The sequence below is a fragment of the Tumebacillus flagellatus genome (genome assembly GCF_000714935.1).
Classification (GTDB): domain Bacteria; phylum Bacillota; class Bacilli; order Tumebacillales; family Tumebacillaceae; genus Tumebacillus; species Tumebacillus flagellatus.
In genome coordinates, this window is record NZ_JMIR01000030.1 from 1 (window position 1) to 15965 (window position 15965).

The 15965-nt window shown below is 57.5% G+C and carries 16 protein-coding genes; 2 read left to right on the top strand and 14 right to left on the bottom strand.

Annotated features, from left to right (window positions below; all coding sequences use genetic code 11):
• Positions 1–290: 290 nt before the first annotated feature.
• The 9 genes from trmD to smc all read right to left on the bottom strand — a co-directional run bounded on the left by trmD (position 291) and on the right by smc (position 9096).
• Positions 291–1079 (bottom strand): tRNA (guanosine(37)-N1)-methyltransferase TrmD, encoded by a 789-nt coding sequence (gene trmD, locus EL26_RS17050; protein ID WP_038091661.1) that lies wholly within the window; start codon positions 1077–1079, stop codon positions 291–293.
• 18 nt (positions 1080–1097) lie between these two features.
• Positions 1098–1622 (bottom strand): ribosome maturation factor RimM, encoded by a 525-nt coding sequence (rimM, locus tag EL26_RS17055; RefSeq protein ID WP_038091664.1) that lies wholly within the window; start codon positions 1620–1622, stop codon positions 1098–1100.
• Complete coding sequence (locus tag EL26_RS17060) at positions 1622–2035, bottom strand: YlqD family protein (RefSeq protein WP_038091667.1); 414 nt, start codon at positions 2033–2035, stop codon at positions 1622–1624. Before EL26_RS17060 ends, rimM begins: the two co-directional genes overlap by 1 nt.
• A 100-nt stretch (positions 2036–2135) precedes the next feature.
• Entirely contained in the window at positions 2136–2363 is a 228-nt protein-coding gene (locus EL26_RS17065; protein WP_038091670.1) for a KH domain-containing protein, read from the bottom strand.
• A gap of 2 nt (positions 2364–2365) precedes the next feature.
• Complete coding sequence (rpsP, locus tag EL26_RS17070; RefSeq protein WP_038091672.1) at positions 2366–2638, bottom strand: 30S ribosomal protein S16; 273 nt, start codon at positions 2636–2638, stop codon at positions 2366–2368.
• A 98-nt stretch (positions 2639–2736) separates the two neighbouring features.
• A complete protein-coding gene (gene ffh / locus EL26_RS17075) occupies positions 2737–4092 on the bottom strand; it encodes a signal recognition particle protein (RefSeq protein ID WP_038091674.1) in 1356 nt (451 codons plus the stop codon).
• Between the two features lie 22 nt (positions 4093–4114).
• A complete protein-coding gene (locus tag EL26_RS17080) occupies positions 4115–4450 on the bottom strand; it encodes a putative DNA-binding protein (protein ID WP_038091677.1) in 336 nt (111 codons plus the stop codon).
• Between the two features lie 94 nt (positions 4451–4544).
• Positions 4545–5483 carry a signal recognition particle-docking protein FtsY gene (gene ftsY / locus EL26_RS17085; RefSeq protein ID WP_052036515.1) on the bottom strand — a complete coding sequence of 313 codons (939 nt, stop codon included), beginning with the start codon at positions 5481–5483 and terminating at the stop codon, positions 4545–4547.
• 37 nt (positions 5484–5520) lie between these two features.
• Positions 5521–9096 (bottom strand): chromosome segregation protein SMC, encoded by a 3576-nt coding sequence (gene smc, locus EL26_RS17090; RefSeq protein ID WP_038091681.1) that lies wholly within the window; start codon positions 9094–9096, stop codon positions 5521–5523.
• A 446-nt stretch (positions 9097–9542) separates the two neighbouring features.
• On the opposite strand from smc, the gene EL26_RS24030 reads away from it, so the two are divergent.
• On the top strand, positions 9543–10916 hold the full coding sequence (locus EL26_RS24030; RefSeq protein WP_052036516.1) for an S-layer homology domain-containing protein: 1374 nt from the start codon (positions 9543–9545) through the stop codon (positions 10914–10916).
• Positions 10917–11072: 156 nt separating this feature from the next.
• Positions 11073–11774 (top strand): type II toxin-antitoxin system PemK/MazF family toxin, encoded by a 702-nt coding sequence (locus tag EL26_RS24035; RefSeq protein WP_052036517.1) that lies wholly within the window; start codon positions 11073–11075, stop codon positions 11772–11774.
• An 83-nt stretch (positions 11775–11857) separates the two neighbouring features.
• Here the strand turns inward: EL26_RS24035 and rnc are convergent, their stop codons facing one another.
• The 5 genes from rnc to fabD form a co-directional block, all read right to left on the bottom strand.
• On the bottom strand, positions 11858–12550 hold the full coding sequence (rnc, locus tag EL26_RS17105) for a ribonuclease III (protein ID WP_038091683.1): 693 nt from the start codon (positions 12548–12550) through the stop codon (positions 11858–11860).
• A 92-nt stretch (positions 12551–12642) separates the two neighbouring features.
• Entirely contained in the window at positions 12643–13884 is a 1242-nt protein-coding gene (gene fabF / locus EL26_RS17110; protein ID WP_038091686.1) for a beta-ketoacyl-ACP synthase II, read from the bottom strand.
• A 105-nt stretch (positions 13885–13989) separates the two neighbouring features.
• A complete protein-coding gene (gene acpP / locus EL26_RS17115) occupies positions 13990–14226 on the bottom strand; it encodes an acyl carrier protein (RefSeq protein WP_038091688.1) in 237 nt (78 codons plus the stop codon).
• Between the two features lie 30 nt (positions 14227–14256).
• Complete coding sequence (gene fabG / locus EL26_RS17120) at positions 14257–14997, bottom strand: 3-oxoacyl-[acyl-carrier-protein] reductase (RefSeq protein ID WP_038091689.1); 741 nt, start codon at positions 14995–14997, stop codon at positions 14257–14259.
• On the bottom strand, positions 14990–15949 hold the full coding sequence (fabD, locus tag EL26_RS17125) for an ACP S-malonyltransferase (protein ID WP_038091691.1): 960 nt from the start codon (positions 15947–15949) through the stop codon (positions 14990–14992). The genes fabG and fabD overlap by 8 nt, the downstream gene beginning before the upstream one ends.
• Positions 15950–15965 lie beyond the last annotated feature (16 nt).

Consider the following 15965-nt stretch of genomic DNA (forward strand, 5'->3'; position numbering starts at 1 on the left):
AGGGATCGAACCTTCGCATGACGGAGTCAAAGTCCGTTGCCTTACCGCTTGGCGACTCCCCAATGATTCGTATCAGCGGCGACATGATCTAAGGTATCACATCTTCATGTCTCGTGTCAACCGCAGGCTTTCGCTCTCATAAGCTCAACCTCTCGCGGCGACGAGATAAATATAACATGAGGCACAGAGCTTGATCAAGGGGCCTTGCGTGTTGATTTTCGCCCGAAATCCGCAAAGAGACGCAAATAACTTCGCAAAAAAGCCCCGATCGTCACCGAACGGGGCTTTTTCTAGTTCGTTTGATTCTCTTCCCGCATCACTTCGTCAAGCAGCTTGCGGTCTTCCTTGGAGAGCTCGCGGCCTTGCAAGAGATCCGGTCGGCGCACAAGCGTCCGGCGAAACGATTCCTTGCGCCTCCAGCGCTCGACGTTGCCGTGGTGGCCGGACAGCAAGACGTCGGGCACCTTCCAGCCCCGGAACTCCGCAGGACGGGTGTAGTGCGGGTATTCCAGCAACCCTTCGCGGAATGAGTCGAGCACGGCGGAGGTGTCGTTGCCAAGCACGCCCGGCAACAGCCGGGTCACGCTGTCCACGATCACCATCGCCGGGATCTCTCCCCCGGTCAGCACATAATCCCCGATGGAGATCTCGTCCGTGACGAGATACTGGCGAATCCGCTCATCGTAGCCCTCATAGTGGCCCGCGATGATCACCAGATGCTCCTCGGAGGCGAAATCCAAGGCTTTGGCTTGGGAGAAGACCTCTCCCTGCGGACAGGTCAAAATCACGCGAGGACGGGCTGTCGCGGGCGCTTCGCCGCCCTCGACTTCCACGGTTCCCGCTCTAACCGATCCCGTCAACTCCTCGACAGCCGAGAAGATCGGCTCCGGCTTAAGCACCATGCCGCCGCCGCCCCCGTACGGGGTGTCGTCCACGGTGTTATGTTTGTTGTTGGAGTAGGCACGGAAGTCGATCAAGTTGATCTCCACCAAACCTTCGCGGCGGGCGCGGCCTAGAATGGAGTTGTTGATCACCCCTTCGAACATCTCCGGGAAGATCGTCACGATGTCAATGCGCACGTCGGTTCCCTCCTACCATCAGTCCAGCAGGCCCGGGAGGATATGTACGAGAACTTTTTTGTTCTCCACGTCAACATCCAATACACAATCCGGAATGACCGGCAGCAGAATGTCCTTGCCCTTGGGCGGCTTCACGACATATACGTCGTTGGCACCCGGTTGGAGCACGTCCTTGAGCGTGCCCAGGACTTCTCCTTCGTCGGTCACTACCTGACAGCCAATCAATTGGTAGATGTAGTACGTGTTCTCCGGCAGTTGAACGAGGTCTTCTTCGCGGACCATCAAGTCGCCGCCTTTGTACTTTTCCACATCGTTGATGTTCAGATGCCCCTCAAATGTGAGTAAGATGAATTGCTTGTGCGGTCGGGACGACGAAATTTTCAACTCGATTGGCTTCGGGAAGTTCGGATGCACGAGCATGATCGTGGAGCCGGTCTTGAAACGGATGTCATCGAAATCCGTCCGCGACAAGACACGCACTTCACCGCGCACCCCTTGGGTGTTCACCAAGTGGCCGACGAGGATCAGTTTCTGTTCGCGCATTAAACACCCGCACGGCGAATCTCTACGACCACGCCGTCCTTGAGCACGATTTCATTTGCTTGCACTTTCTCTTCCCAGTTGTCGCCCACACGAACTTCGACCGTCGATTCGACTTGACCGCCGTTGATTTCCGAACCGATCTCCGATTGCTGAATTTGCACGAGCTGCTGCATGAGTTGCTCACGGCGCTCCATGCGCATGCCGCGCTCTTGGTTGATGCGCGCCGTCAGGGATTGTACGGCTTCCGGGCCGTGTTGTTCCGCGTCTTGGAGCGCTTTACGCGCTTGGAATTCAATTTGCTCCAGCTCATGCTGGATGCCTTGGATCGCATTGTTGATTTCGCCGGTGATGCCCTTCTTCGCAGCTTCGGTCAAAATCAGCTTAATCGCAACAGGTACTTTTACAGTAAACAATGAAATTCACACTCCTTTGGTATGTAGGTTATTATACCACAAACAAAAAAGCTAGGGAGCATCTCTGCTTCCTAGCTTTCGTTGCGCCAGCCGATTTCAATCAAACGATCTCAATGGTGACTTTCTTGGGTTGTCCGGCAGCGGCGGCCGCGACGACTGTGCGCAGCGCCTTCGCCACCCGGCCTTGTTTGCCGATGATCTTCCCCATATCAGAGGGAAAGACGGACAGTTCATACACGATCGAATCCTCCGTGACCACTTCCGTAACCCGAACTTGGTCAGGCTGATCGACAAGGGCTTTTGCAATGGTTTCCACCAATTGCTTCATGCTTACTTGCCTGCTTTCGCTTCGTGTACTTTCTTGAGGATGCCGGTCTTGGAGAAGAGGTTCTTCACGGTGTCGGACGGTTGTGCACCGTTGTTCAGCCATGCGATTGCTTTCTCTTCATCGATGTTGATTTGAGCCGGTTGGGTAACCGGGTTATAGGTACCGATCTCCTCGATGAAACGACCGTCACGCGGAGAACGGGAATCAGCGACTACCAAGCGGTAGAACGGAGCTTTCTTCTGACCCATACGCTTCAGACGAATCTTAACTGCCATGTTATTTTCACCTCCACAGAATCAAAATCATATCATAACTTCCGTTCCAATGGAACAGAAAAGTTGATAACTCGTAAAATTTCTTTCGATGAAGGACGTTACGGCATGAACGGGAGCTTGAAACCGCCCTTGCCCTTCTTGCCTTTCATCTTCTTCGCCATTCCGGAGAACTGCTTCATCATCTTCTGCATGTCTTCGAATTGCTTCAAGAGACGGTTGACTTCCTGAACCGAGGTTCCGCTCCCTGCCGCGATGCGTTTGCGGCGGCTGGAGTTGATGACGCTTGGCTCTGTCCGCTCTCCCGGCGTCATCGAGCGAATGATCGCTTCGACGCGGCCGATCTGCTTGTCATCCACGTTGACGTTTTGCATGCCCTTCATTTTGTTCATGCCGGGCAACATCCCCATGATCTGATCGAGCGGCCCCAATTGCTTGACTTGCTGCAACTGGTCGAGGAAGTCCTCCAGCGTGAAGTCGGCGTTGCGCATCTTCCGTTCGAGGTCGAGCGCTTTGTCCTTGTCGATCGTCGCTTGAGCTTTCTCAATCAAGGTGAGCACGTCGCCCATCCCGAGAATTCGGGAGGCCATCCGGTCCGGATGGAACGGTTCGATCGCGTCAATTTTCTCCCCGATGCCCGCATACTTGATCGGCGTGCCGGTGACGGCGCGAATCGAGAGTGCGGCACCCCCGCGGGTGTCCCCGTCGAGCTTGGTGAGAATGGCGCCGGTCACGTCCAGCTGGGAGTTGAAGCTCTCGGCGACGTTGACGGCGTCTTGACCGGTCATGGCGTCGACGACCAGCAGAATCTCGTGCGGTTGCACGGTTGCTTTGATCTGCTTGAGTTCGTCCATCAACGCTTCGTCGATATGCAAACGACCTGCGGTGTCGATCAGCACGTAGTCGTGGCCGTGCGACTTGGCATGCTCCATCGCTTGGCGGGCGATCTCGACCGGAGAGACCTCGTTTCCGAGGGAGAACACCGGAACGTCGAGCTGTTCGCCGAGCACTTGGAGTTGCTTAATGGCAGCCGGACGGTAGATGTCGCAGGCGACAAGCAACGGTTTCTTGCGGTCTTTGTGCAGAAGTCTCGCCAACTTGGCGGTGTGGGTGGTTTTCCCTGCCCCTTGCAAACCGACCATCATGTATACGGTCGGAGCTTTCGCAGAGACGGCGAGTTTGGATTGCTCGCCTCCCATCAACGCGGTGAGTTCTTCGTTGACGATCTTGATGACATGTTGTCCCGGAGTCAGGCTTTGCAGGACTTCTTGCCCTACGGCGCGCTCCTTGACCTTCGCCACAAAGTCTTTTACGACTTTGAAGTTGACGTCAGCCTCCAGGAGGGCCAGCCGAACTTCCCGCATGGCTTCAGTTACGTCCGATTCGCTGAGTTTGCCCTTGCCGCGCAAACGGTTGAAGGTATCTTGCAATCGGTTCGCCAATCCTTCGAAGACCATGGGCCATCCTCCTCTGTGTTGGTTATTCCTCGATCAATTCGCGCACGAGAGTTGCTGCGTGCTCGCACTCCTGTTGCGACGGGTTGTTCCCGAGGATCGACAACACCCGACTTCCGACTTCCCGGCGACGTTCAAACCGCTCGACCAAGTGCAACTTCGCCTCGTAGTCGAGCAACTGCGCGCTCGCTCGGCGGATGTTGTCATGCACCGCTTGACGACTGATCTCAAACTGCTCGGCGATTTCCGCCAACGAGAGGTCATCCAAGTAGTACAATTCCACAAATTCGCGTTGCTTCTCGGTGAGCATAACCCCGTAGAAGTCGTATAACAGGTTCATCTGGGTGGTCTTTTCAAGCATGTCCGACGCCCCTCTGCCTGTCAAGTCGATTTGCTTTACAGAGGTATATTACTGAAAAGCATGGGCGTTGTCAACTCTCATTCAAAAAATCTTTTTATTCGCTGTCTTCTGTGTCGTTGCCGGTGAACAGCGCCGACACAAACTCTTGCGGAGCAAACGGTTGCAGGTCGTCCATTTTCTCCCCGAGGCCGACAAATTTAACCGGAAGTTCCAGCTCTTTGCGGATCGCGATGACGATGCCGCCCTTGGCAGTGCCGTCGAGCTTGGTCAAGACGATGCCGGTCACGCCCGCCGACGCCCCGAACAGCTTGGCTTGCTGGAGGGCGTTCTGCCCGGTGGTCGCGTCGAGGACGAGCAACACTTCATGCGGCGCGTCCGGCACTTCGCGCTTGATGACGCGGTAGACTTTGTTCAGTTCGTCCATGAGGTTGGACTTGTTCTGCAAGCGTCCCGCGGTGTCGCAAAGCAGCACGTCCGCTTTGCGGGCGCGTGCGGCGGCGAGACCGTCGTAGATGACGGCCGCCGGGTCGGAGCCTGCCGATTGCTTGATCACGTCGACGCCGGCACGCTCGCCCCACACTTCCAGTTGCTCGATGGCCCCCGCGCGGAACGTGTCGCCCGCGGCGAGGATGACTTTTTTGCCTTCGGATTTGAAACGGTGGGCAAGTTTGCCGATCGTCGTGGTTTTGCCGACGCCGTTGACGCCGACGAAGAGGATAACGGTCAGTTGACCGTCCGGCGCCATCTTCAAGCCCTCTTGCTCGGTACCCATCAACTCCGCGAGCTTCTCCTGCAAAACGGGGCGCAGTTCTTCCGCCTGCGTAAGCTTGCGTTTTTTGACTTCGGAGCGCAGTTCGTCCATGATCTCCATCACGGTGTTCACGCCCACGTCCGCCATGATCAGCGCTTCTTCCAATTCCTCATAGAACTCCTCGTCGATTTTGCGGCCAAACGAGATGATCGATTCCACTTTGCCCATGAAGGCGTCGCGCGTTTTGGCGAGACCTTCCTTGATCTTGCTAAAAAACCCCATCACCAACACTCCCTTCAACTCTAAAAAGCGGGGACGATTAACTCGTCAATTCCATCGCTTGATCCACCAAGCGCACCGAGACGACCTTGGAGACGCCGTGCTCTTGCATGGTGACGCCGTAGAGGACGTCCGCCCCCTCCATCGTGCCTTTGCGGTGCGTGACGACGATAAACTGCGTCTGTTTGGAGAAGTCGCGCAGGTACATGGCGTACCGGGCGACGTTGGCGTCGTCGAGCGCCGCTTCGACTTCGTCGAGCACGCAGAACGGCACCGGTTTGATCCGGAGAATGGCAAACAACAGCGCCAGCGCCGACAGGGCCCGCTCGCCCCCGGAGAGCAATTGCAGGTTTTGCAATTTCTTGCCCGGCGGTTGGGCGACGACTTCGATGCCGGTGGTCAACGGTTTGTCCGGATCGGTAAGAATCAGGTCGGCGCGACCGCCGCCAAACAGCGCGGCGAACACTTCGCCGAACTGCTCGCGAATCGCATAGAACGTCTCGTTGAAACGCTTGGACATCTCCTCTTCGATTTCGCGAATCACTTCATATAATTGCTCAACCGCTTTGACCAAGTCGTCTCGTTGCTCCGACAAGTACGCATGACGCTCTTGCATCCGTGTGTACTCTTCGATCGCCCCGAAGTTGACGTCGCCCAAGCGCTCGATCTCACGGCGGAACTCTTGGACTTTGCGCTTGGTGACCGCGAGCTCCTCCGGCATCGGGTAGCGCTCCTTGGCGAGTTCAAACGAGATGTGGTACTCCTCGGCGAGCTTGGTCAGCGCGTTGTTCAACTCAACGTCGAGGCGGTTGACTTTGACCTCGTTGTGGTGGACGTGCTGTTCAAGATTCTTCAGTTGCAAACGCGCCTCGCGCAGCGCGGCTTCCATCGCGCTCATGCGGGAGGAGAGGGACAGTTTGGCTTCCCGGTGCGCGTCCAGTTTCGCTTCCGCTTCCTTGCGGCGCTCGTCGAAATTGGCGTAGAGCGTCTCGGCGGAGGCGAGCTCTTGCAGAGTTTCCTCCAGGCGCTTGTCAACGGTGTCCCGTTCTTGCCGGCGGGCCTTGATCTCCATGGAGAGCTCCGCCAAGCGGGTTTCGATGCGTTCGCAATTGCCCTTGACGCTGACATACTCTTGCTCGACGCCGGCGAGTTTGACTTTGAACGCCGTCACTTCTTCGTTGACGTCGGCGGCGACGTTTTGCTGCTCGCGAAGCACGGTTTGCAGTTCGTCGACCGCTTTTTGCAGGTAGATGGTTTCCGACTCCAGCACGACGAGGGCGTTTTTGACGCTGTCTTGCTTTTGGCGGTTTTCCTTCTCTTCCAAGCGGTATTGCCCCAATTCCAGTGTCACCAGTTCAAGGCGTTCTTCAACCCCGCGAAGTTGCGCGCCGAGTTCGCGAATCTGCGCGTCATAGCTGTACAGAGAGCCGCGCTGCTGTTCGCTTTGCTCGGTGAGACGGGTGATCTCCGCTTTGGCTTGCTGGAGTTGGTTGTTTTTTTGTTCGTAGACGGATTGGGCGTCGGCGATTTTTTTGTCCATCGCTTTGAGCTTTTCTTCCATCTCTTCGATTTCGCGGGTTCGCCCGAGCAGCGACGTTCCTTTTTTCTGGACGGAACCGCCGGTCATCGAACCGCCGGGGTTGACGACGTCGCCGTCGAGGGTGACGATGCGCACCCGGTATTGCAACAGGCGCGCCAACGCATTGGCGTCGGCGATCGTCCGCGCTACGATGACGGAACCGAGGAGGTTGTCGACGATGTTTTGGTACTGCGGGTCGCACTTGACGAGTTCCGATGCGATGCCGACATAGCCGTTGTGTCCGCCGATCGCCGTGCGTTCGTGCTTGCCGAGCGGTCGTCCCTTGATGACGTCAAGCGGCATGAAGGTGGCGCGTCCGCTGCCGCTGCTCTTCAGGTAGTGGATGGCATCACGGCCCGCTTTTTCATCGCGGACGACGACGTTTTGCATCGCGCCGCCAAGCGCCGTCTCCATCGCCAACTCGTACTCGCGCGGCACTTGCATCAGCTCGGCGACGGCTCCCTTGACCCCTTGAACTTGGCCGCGTTGCGCCGCTTGCAAGATGTTGCGGACGCCGACTTGGTAGCCGCCGTATTGCGATTCCATGTCTCGCAAGAGCTCCAGACGCGAGCGGTGCGAAGTCTGCTCCGTTTGCCACTGGCGGAGGATGCCGCTGCGCTTTTCTTGGTCGCGGGTTTCCGTCTCCACTTTCTGGCGCAGGGTCTGCAGCAGGTCGTGGACTTCCGCTTCCTGCGCGCCTTCTTCTTGGCGCAGTTTCGCCGCTTCGTCCAGCGCTTGGCGCAGTTGAGCGGCGCGTGCGGTCAACTCGCGCTCTTCTTCGACTTGGCGGGCGATGCGCCGCTCCAAGATCTCAAGTGTAGACTCGAGGTTTTTGAGCTCGTTGCGCTTGGAGGCGCTGTCGTTGAGCTTCTCGATCAGGTCGGACTTCATCCGCTCCACTTCGCCCTCGCGCTCGGCGCGGTCGAGGAAGCCCTTGGCGAGGTTCAACTTCTCTTCCAAGTCGCGTTTCAAGGAGTCGATGTGCGAGTGCAAATCGGCGGCTTTGGCCTGTTCTTCGGTCAACAGCGCGGCGTTCTGCCCTTGTTCGCGCAGCAGTTTTTCCAAGACGGCGTCGATGTCGGCGGCGCTCTCTTGCAAGTTCTGTCGGCGTTCTTGCAACAGTTTGCGGCGGCCTTCCGACTTCTCGTGTTCTTGGACGACTTCGACGAGCGCTTTCTGCGCCGTTTCAATCGACTGTTCGATCTGAGCGAGCTCCCAGCGCAGTTTCTCGTATTCCGCTTCTTGGGCGGAGACGGCGGCCGATTTGTCGAGGTGGTCGGCGGCGAGTTTGTTCCCTTCGCCCTCCCCTTCCGTCCAACGGCGGTGCAGGTCTTCGATGTCGTGAACGTAGAGCGCGACTTCGTAGCGCTCCAACTGCTGACGGAGTTCTCGCGCTTGCAGAGCGACTTCCGCTTGGTAGCCCATCGGTTCCATCGACGCGTCCAGCTCGCCGATCACGTCGCCGATGCGAATCAAGTTGGCGGTCGTCTCGTCGAGTTTCTTCTCCGCTTCTTTCTTGCGGGATTTGTACTTAACGATCCCGGCGGCTTCTTCAAAAATGCCCCGGCGGTCTTCCGATTTGTTAGACAGGATTTCGTCGATGCGGCCTTGGCCGATGATCGAGTAGGCTTCCTTGCCAAGACCGGTGTCCATGAACAGCTCGGTGATGTCTTTCAAACGGCAGGATTGTTTGTTGATCATATATTCGGAGTCGCCCGAGCGGTAGACGCGGCGGGTGACGGTGACTTCGTTGTAGTCGAGGTCGAGTTCACGGTTGGCGTTGTCCAAAGTCAGCGAGACTTCGCAGAAGTTGACGGGCTTGCGGCCGTCCGATCCGGCAAAGATCACGTCCTCCATCTTCGCCCCGCGCAACGACTTGGCGCTCTGTTCGCCGAGCACCCAGCGGATGGCGTCGGAGATGTTCGATTTGCCCGAACCGTTCGGCCCCACCACTGCGGTCACGCCGGGAACGAACTCCAGTTCCGTGCGGTCCGCGAACGACTTGAAGCCGATCGCCTCTATTCGTTTCAGATACAACCTGTTCCCCTCCAGAAGTTAGCGAATGGGCTTTCAACCTTTCTATTCTATCACAGTGTATGAAATCCTGTGAGAGTGGTCGGGGATGTTTTTGTATGCCGTTTTGATACGAGGCTTTCATATTTCCTTAACGCTTGGAGTGTAGGATGGGGTTGTAAGTACATTGATCTCCACTGAGGAGGATTCTTTCGATGAAAAAGCTTGCGAAGTTTTTTCAAGACTGGCTGTCTCTGCACCAAATGGATCGAGTGTACGAAATGTATCGCGCGAATTCTTTGCAATCTGTTCGGTAACGCGGAACGTTTGCAACTCAATAGGATTTCCCCTCTTTGGACCGTCAAGCGTTTGCTTGGGGGTCTTTTTTTTGTGTGTTTTGGGGGAATGCTAGGGGCGAGGTCTGACTTTGATACCTGTTGCCAACTAACACACAAGAGGGGGGTTTTCGCTTGTTTGAACGATATGAGTTGCAACCGATGGAGGATGGGAGTTTTACGATCATCCTGCATTTGAAACGGAATTTGGAGGAGTTTGCGGCTGAGCCCGGGCAGCGAATCAAGATAGAAGGCAAACACCGGCAAACGTTGGAAAACGAGGTCAAGGAGTATGTACGCGAACGCTTCCCGAATTCGAAGGTGACGCGCGCGAAAGTGATGCTCGGCACGGCGGTGGTCGCGGCGATCCCGCTTCTCGGGGCGACAGCGGCTCCGGCGGCGTTTGCGACCGGTACGGATACCGGGGTGGCGAGCGCGTCGACCGCGGATACGACAGGGGCGCAACCGGGGACGACGACGGCGACCGAAGGGAACGCCACCGGCGATTCCGGCACCACGACGACCGGCGGGCCGACGGCGATGAACAGCACCGACAGCAGTGAGACGGCGGAGACATCGGGAACGGATACGACGGCAACTGCCGGGACGACCGATACGACGACGGCGCAAGGGTCGGATACGAATACGAGCAATACCGGGGCAACCGGTACGACGGAGGATATGACCGGAACGGCCGGCGGAGGCGCTTCGGCGGGAGCGGGGACCGCAACGGAAACCGGGACGACGGGCACAGATACCGCGACCGGAACGGATAACGGAACGACTGGCGGAGACACGACTGGAACCCCCGGAACAACGACCGAAGCAACCGGCGATACAACAGGCACCACCGGAACCTCAACGGGCGCGCAACGCACGCTGACCGACTTGGGCAATTCGTATGCGTCCAACGAGATCGCAGAGTTGGTGCGCGCGGGCGTTCTGACCGGCTACGAAGACAACACTTTCCGTCCGTCTGCCGAAATGACCCGCGAAGAATTCGCCACCGGTTTGGCAAAAGCGGCGGGCCTCGACGTCGACATGAACGCAAAAAGCAACTTCACGGACGTCTCCGATTGGGCGCAACCGTACGTCGCCGCCGTGATCAAAGCGGGCTTCATGGTCGGCGAAGAACAAAACAGCTTCGGCGGCGGGCATCAGGTCACTCGCGAGCAGATGGTCACGACGTTCATGCGCGCACTGGGACAACCCAACCTCGCCGACACCTACACCAACCAAACCTCCACCTTTGTGGACACCGCCGACATGTCCGACTACGCCAAACCGAATATCGCCCTCGCGCAACAACTGGGCTTCGTCGTCGGCATGTCTGCCGGGGACGGGAAATACAAATTCGACCCGCAAGCGCACGCCGAGCGCCAAGCGATCGCGCTGCTGCTCCACAAATTTTACAACAACCATACTGCCCTCGCCGCTCAAGCAGCCGCTCTCGTCCAAGGTCCCGACACTCCAACAGGCGATCCCACAACGGGCACCACCGGCACCTGATCTGTTTTTACAAAAAAATCCCCGACAAGCTGCATGTGTCGGGGATTTTTTTTGAACAAAACGTCCTTGACATATTAAACGGGTTTGTGGTTAAAATGAAGACAAACATTCCCCGCTCCACCCTCTCAACTTTCCTCGTAAGGAGACCTCACGTCCATGCCCAACAAAAAACTGCTGCTCGAATCCTACCGCCTCCATCCGGAACGCACCGCCGTTCAGGAAGGGCTGCTGCCGGAGATGATGAAGTCTGTCGGCAAACTCCTCCTCTTCCTCAACTCCAACAACCTTCGCCGCACCGTCCCGCTGATCCTCTGGCACGAATTCTGGCTGGAGCGCAATCAACTTCCTGAGAACCACACCCGCTACAAGCGCGGACGGTTGATCTACGCAGACCTTGGCGCTTTTAACATCGGGTCTGAAACCTCGTACCGCCACCCCTGCCTCCTCCTCTACGAAGGCCGCAACTGGGCCCTCATCGCCCCCATGACCAGCAAGAAGTACGGCGACCCCGTCCCGCTCCACTACGACCTCCCCTCTCACTATCCGCTCGACGCCCCCTCCACCCTGCAACTCGACGCCATCAAAGTCATCGACAAACGGCGCGTTCTCGGCTACTTCTACACCCGCAACTGGCACGAGCAAGAAGACCCGCACGGCTTCAGCGAACCGATCACCCTCGACAAAAAAGACCTGGACGCCGTGGACGAGCTTCTCGCCCGTCACTACGCACCAGGTCTGCATCGACATGCTCTCTACTTGCAAGCCCGCAAGGACGAACTGGAGTCGGAGAATCTGATGCTCCGCCGTCAACTTGCGACTTTACGTGCGCTCCTTCCGGAGCCGGCCCGTCAGCCCTGAGCCTGTAAGCTTCCTCAAGCGATCAAGCTGCGCGCTGCCCAGCTTGTCCACAAACAAGTCCTGATCGCCCCAGGAAGCCCCGCTCAGATCTTGCCGAGCATCATCATGGTCATCTGGGCCGCATGCTGTTCTGCTTCTTTTTTCGATCGGCCGGTTCCTTCGCCCATCGGTCGGTAATCCAACAGCACTTGCGCCACAAACTCGCGGTTGTGCGCCGGGCCGCGCTCTTCGAGTATCTGATAGGACAGCGCCCCCAAACCCTCGCGTTGCACATGCTCTTGCAACATCGTCTTATAGTCGGTCAGCAGCGGCGCGTTCACATCTTGCAGTTCCGAGACGACAAAGCGATGCAAAAACTCCTTGACCGGCTGCAACCCTTGGTCGAGGTAATACGCTCCCACAAACGCTTCAAACACGTCTGCCAAAAGCGCCGGACGCTTGCGCCCGCCTGAGATTTCCTCCCCGCGCCCCAAACGAATGTACTTGTCGAAATTCAACTTGGTCGCAAACCGCACAAGCGATGGCTCACAGACAATCGTAGCACGCAGACGGGTCAATTCCCCCTCCGGCATCTTGGGAAACTTGAGGAACAGATACTCGCTGACCAACAACTCCAACACCGCGTCGCCCAAGAATTCCAACCGCTCGTTGTCCTGCCCGATTTCTGTTCGATGCTCGTTGCGATAAGAGGCGTGCGTAAACGCCTGCTTCAACAACTTGCGGTTTTGGAACTGAATCCCGAGGTCGGACAACAATTTCTCAAATTGAATGACCACCGCATCTTCACCTGACCCTACAAAAATGGAGATACCCTGGCAACTCAACAACAGGTTGCCAGGGAAAAACATGTGTCTCTGTCTCTATGTCGTTACTCGGTGTACTTCTTCAACACGATCGAAGCGTTGTGACCGCCAAAGCCGAACGAATTCGACATGCAATAGTCTATGTTCGCTTCACGTGCTTGATTCGGCACATAGTCGAGGTCACAGCCTTCGTCCGGATTGTCGAGGTTGATCGTCGGCGGCAAGATGCTGTGACGCATCGCTTCCACGCAAGCGATCGCTTCAATCGCCCCGGCAGCCCCGAGCATGTGCCCGGTCATCGACTTGGTCGAGGACACCGCCAGTTTGTAGGCATGCTCGCCGTAGACCGACTTGATCGCTTGGGTTTCCAGCACATCACCCATCGTCGCCGTGCCGTGCGCGTTGACGTACGCGACCTGTTCCGGTTGAATCCCCGCGTCGTCCAGCGCGTGCTTCATCGCGCGCGCCCCGCCTTCGCCCTCCGGCGCCGGAGCGGTGAGATGATACGCATCGCCGCTCATGCCGTAGCCGACGACTTCGGCAAGAATTTGCGCGCCGCGCTGCTTGGCGTGTTCCAGCTCTTCCAACAGCAGAACCCCTGCGCCCTCCGAGAGAACGAAACCGTCGCGGTCCTTATCAAACGGACGGGAGGAGATCTCCGGGCTGTCGTTGTAAATCGTCGCCATCGCTTTCGCCGAGTTGAAGCCGGCAATCGTCAGCGGATACACCGCCGCTTCCGCACCACCGCACAACATCGCGTCAGCCGCACCGCGCTCGATGATCTTGAACGCGTCGCCGATGGAGTTGGTGCCGGTCGCGCATGCCGAGATCGGGGAAGAGTTCGGGCCGCGTGCGCCGAGCAAGATCGACACTTGGCCGGACGCCATGTCGCCGATGATCATCGGGACGAAGAACGGAGAGACGCGGCGCGGACCTTTTTCTTTCAGAACATCGTATTGCTCGCACAGCGTGCCGATGCCGCCGATTCCGGAACCTATGTAGACGCCGATGCGCGTTGCATTCTCTTCCGTGATTTCCAAACCCGCTTGTTTCATGGCTTGGTATGCTGCTCCCACCGCGTATTGGACGAACACGTCCATCTTGCGAGCTTCTTTTTTATCGATAAAGTCCTCCGGGTTGAAGTCTTCAACCAGTCCTGCGATGGTGGTGGCAAGTCCTGTGGTGTCAAAGCGTTCGATCTTCCGGATTCCCGATCTTCCGTTTTTTAAGTTGTTCCAATAAGTTTCAACATCATTTCCAAGGGGGGAGACAACACCCATACCGGTGATCACTACACGCCTTTTCATGTTGGTTCACCTTCGCTTATCGTGAGGTTAGCTGTCAGATAGATGAGAAGCCCCAAATCCTAGTATGGAGCAGATTGGGGCTTCTCAACCACAGTTGTTCGGGGATTACTTGTGAGACGCGATGTAGGTCACTACGTCACCTACGGTGTTGATTTTCTCAGCGTCTTCATCGGAAATTTCCATATCGAACTCGTCTTCGAGTTCCATCACCAGTTCGACGACGTCGAGGGAGTCTGCGCCGAGGTCTTCCTTGAAGGATGCTTCGAGGGTGACATCGGACGCTTCAACACCCAGTCGGTCAACGACGATGTTTTTTACGCGCTCCATGATTTCTGCGGACATGCTTTCACCTCCTCCCAAAGTGGTAGTATACTACATCACCATGCCGCCGTCGACAGTCAGAACTTGACCGGTGATATACCCGGAACGATCGGACGCGAGGAAGGACACAGCGTTTGCGATATCTTCCGGACGACCCAGTCGAGAGAGCGGGATGGCTTCAAACAGCTTGCCTTTTACATCGTCCCCCAAGTTGTCGGTCATGTCCGTCTCGATATAGCCCGGTGCCACCGCGTTGACGGTGATGCCGCGCGACGCGAGTTCCTTGGCGTTGGACTTGGTGAGGCCGATGACGCCCGCTTTGGCCGACACGTAGTTCGCTTGGCCGGGGTTGCCCATCAGACCGACGACCGAGGTGATGTTGATGATGCGGCCGACGCGCTGTTTCATCATCGGGCGGGCAGCAGCTTTGGTCACGTTGAACACGCCTTTGAGGTTGGTGTTCAAGACCGCATCCCACTCGTCTTCTTTCATGCGGATGAGCAAGTTGTCGCGGGTGATGCCGGCGTTGTTGACGAGGATGTCGATGCGACCGAACGTCTCGGTGGTGGCGGAGACCATCTTCTCCGCGTCGGCATAGACCGCCACGTCTCCTTGGACCGCGACGGCTTCGCCGCCTTTTTCCTTGATCAGCGCGACGACTTCCTCAGCGGCCGCTTGCGAGCCCGCATAGTTCACGACGACTTTGGCGCCTTGCTCCGCCAATTCCAAGCAGATGGCGCGGCCGATGCCGCGGGAGCCGCCGGTGACCAGCGCTACTTTGTCTTTAAGCATTCGTGGATTCCCCTTTGATGGCGGTTTGAACTTTGGCGAACGTGTCGAGGTCCTTGAAGAAGTGGGTCGGAACGGCTTTGTTGACCTTCTTGTTCAGACCAGCAAGCACCGAACTCGAACCGATTTCCAGGAACGCTTCCACGCCGTATTGTTCGATCATGACGCGCACGCTATCCTCCCAGAGCACAGGTGCGTACACCTGACGAACGAGCGCTTCCCGGATCTCGTCGGCTCCTTGCACGGGGCCGGCGGTCGCGTTGGCGATGACCGGAACTTTGGCGTCGCGAAACTCCACGGTTTTCATCTCTTCGGCGAGACGGTCCGCTGCCGGTTTCATCAGCGACGAGTGGAACGGGCCGCTGACGACGAGCGGCTTGTCGCGTCCGCCCTCGGCGGAGATCACTTCCCCCGCACGGGTGACCGCTTCCGCTTTGCCCGAGATGACGATCTGGCCGGGGCAGTTGACATTCGCCAATTCCACCGGACCGTACTCCGCGGAAACTCGCTCGCAGATGTCCGCCAAGAGCGCGCGGTCCATGCCGATGACGGCGCTCATCGCGCCTTGACCCGCCGGAACCGCTTCGTTCATGAAACGGCCGCGCGCGTTGACGAGACGCACCGCATCTTCAAACGACAGCGCATCAGCCGCCACCAAAGCGGTGTACTCGCCGAGGCTGTGGCCTGCCGTGCACACGAACTCAAAGTCCGGGTTTTCTTGCAAAAAAGCCCGGTAGAGCGCGATGCTCGCCGTCAAGATCGCCGGTTGCGCGTTGTACGTCAAATTGAGGGTTTCTTGCGGGCCCTCCCACATGATCTGGGAGAGGTTGTACCCGATGGCCGCATCCGCTTGGCGGAATGCTTCAGCCGTTACCGGACGGGCGTCTGCCAGTTCGCGGCCCATGCCGACAACTTGCGAACCTTGACCCGGAAATATCAGTGCAAACTTGGTCATAATCGTCTTCCTCCTG

What these genes read in the sequence shown, in the direction of transcription:
- rimM (WP_038091664.1), bottom strand. Translation starts at nt 1,622, where the DNA reads ATGCGCGAACAGAAACTGATCCTCGTCGGCCACTTGGTGAACACCCAA.
- EL26_RS17065 (WP_038091670.1), bottom strand. Translation starts at nt 2,363, where the DNA reads ATGAAGCAATTGGTGGAAACCATTGCAAAAGCCCTTGTCGATCAGCCT.
- rpsP (WP_038091672.1), bottom strand. Translation starts at nt 2,638, where the DNA reads ATGGCAGTTAAGATTCGTCTGAAGCGTATGGGTCAGAAGAAAGCTCCG.
- ffh (WP_038091674.1), bottom strand. Translation starts at nt 4,092, where the DNA reads ATGGTCTTCGAAGGATTGGCGAACCGATTGCAAGATACCTTCAACCGT.
- EL26_RS17080 (WP_038091677.1), bottom strand. Translation starts at nt 4,450, where the DNA reads ATGCTTGAAAAGACCACCCAGATGAACCTGTTATACGACTTCTACGGG.
- ftsY (WP_052036515.1), bottom strand. Translation starts at nt 5,483, where the DNA reads ATGGGGTTTTTTAGCAAGATCAAGGAAGGTCTCGCCAAAACGCGCGAC.
- EL26_RS24035 (WP_052036517.1), top strand. Translation starts at nt 11,073, where the DNA reads ATGCCCAACAAAAAACTGCTGCTCGAATCCTACCGCCTCCATCCGGAA.
- fabF (WP_038091686.1), bottom strand. Translation starts at nt 13,884, where the DNA reads ATGAAAAGGCGTGTAGTGATCACCGGTATGGGTGTTGTCTCCCCCCTT.
- acpP (WP_038091688.1), bottom strand. Translation starts at nt 14,226, where the DNA reads ATGTCCGCAGAAATCATGGAGCGCGTAAAAAACATCGTCGTTGACCGA.
- fabG (WP_038091689.1), bottom strand. Translation starts at nt 14,997, where the DNA reads ATGCTTAAAGACAAAGTAGCGCTGGTCACCGGCGGCTCCCGCGGCATC.
- fabD (WP_038091691.1), bottom strand. Translation starts at nt 15,949, where the DNA reads ATGACCAAGTTTGCACTGATATTTCCGGGTCAAGGTTCGCAAGTTGTC.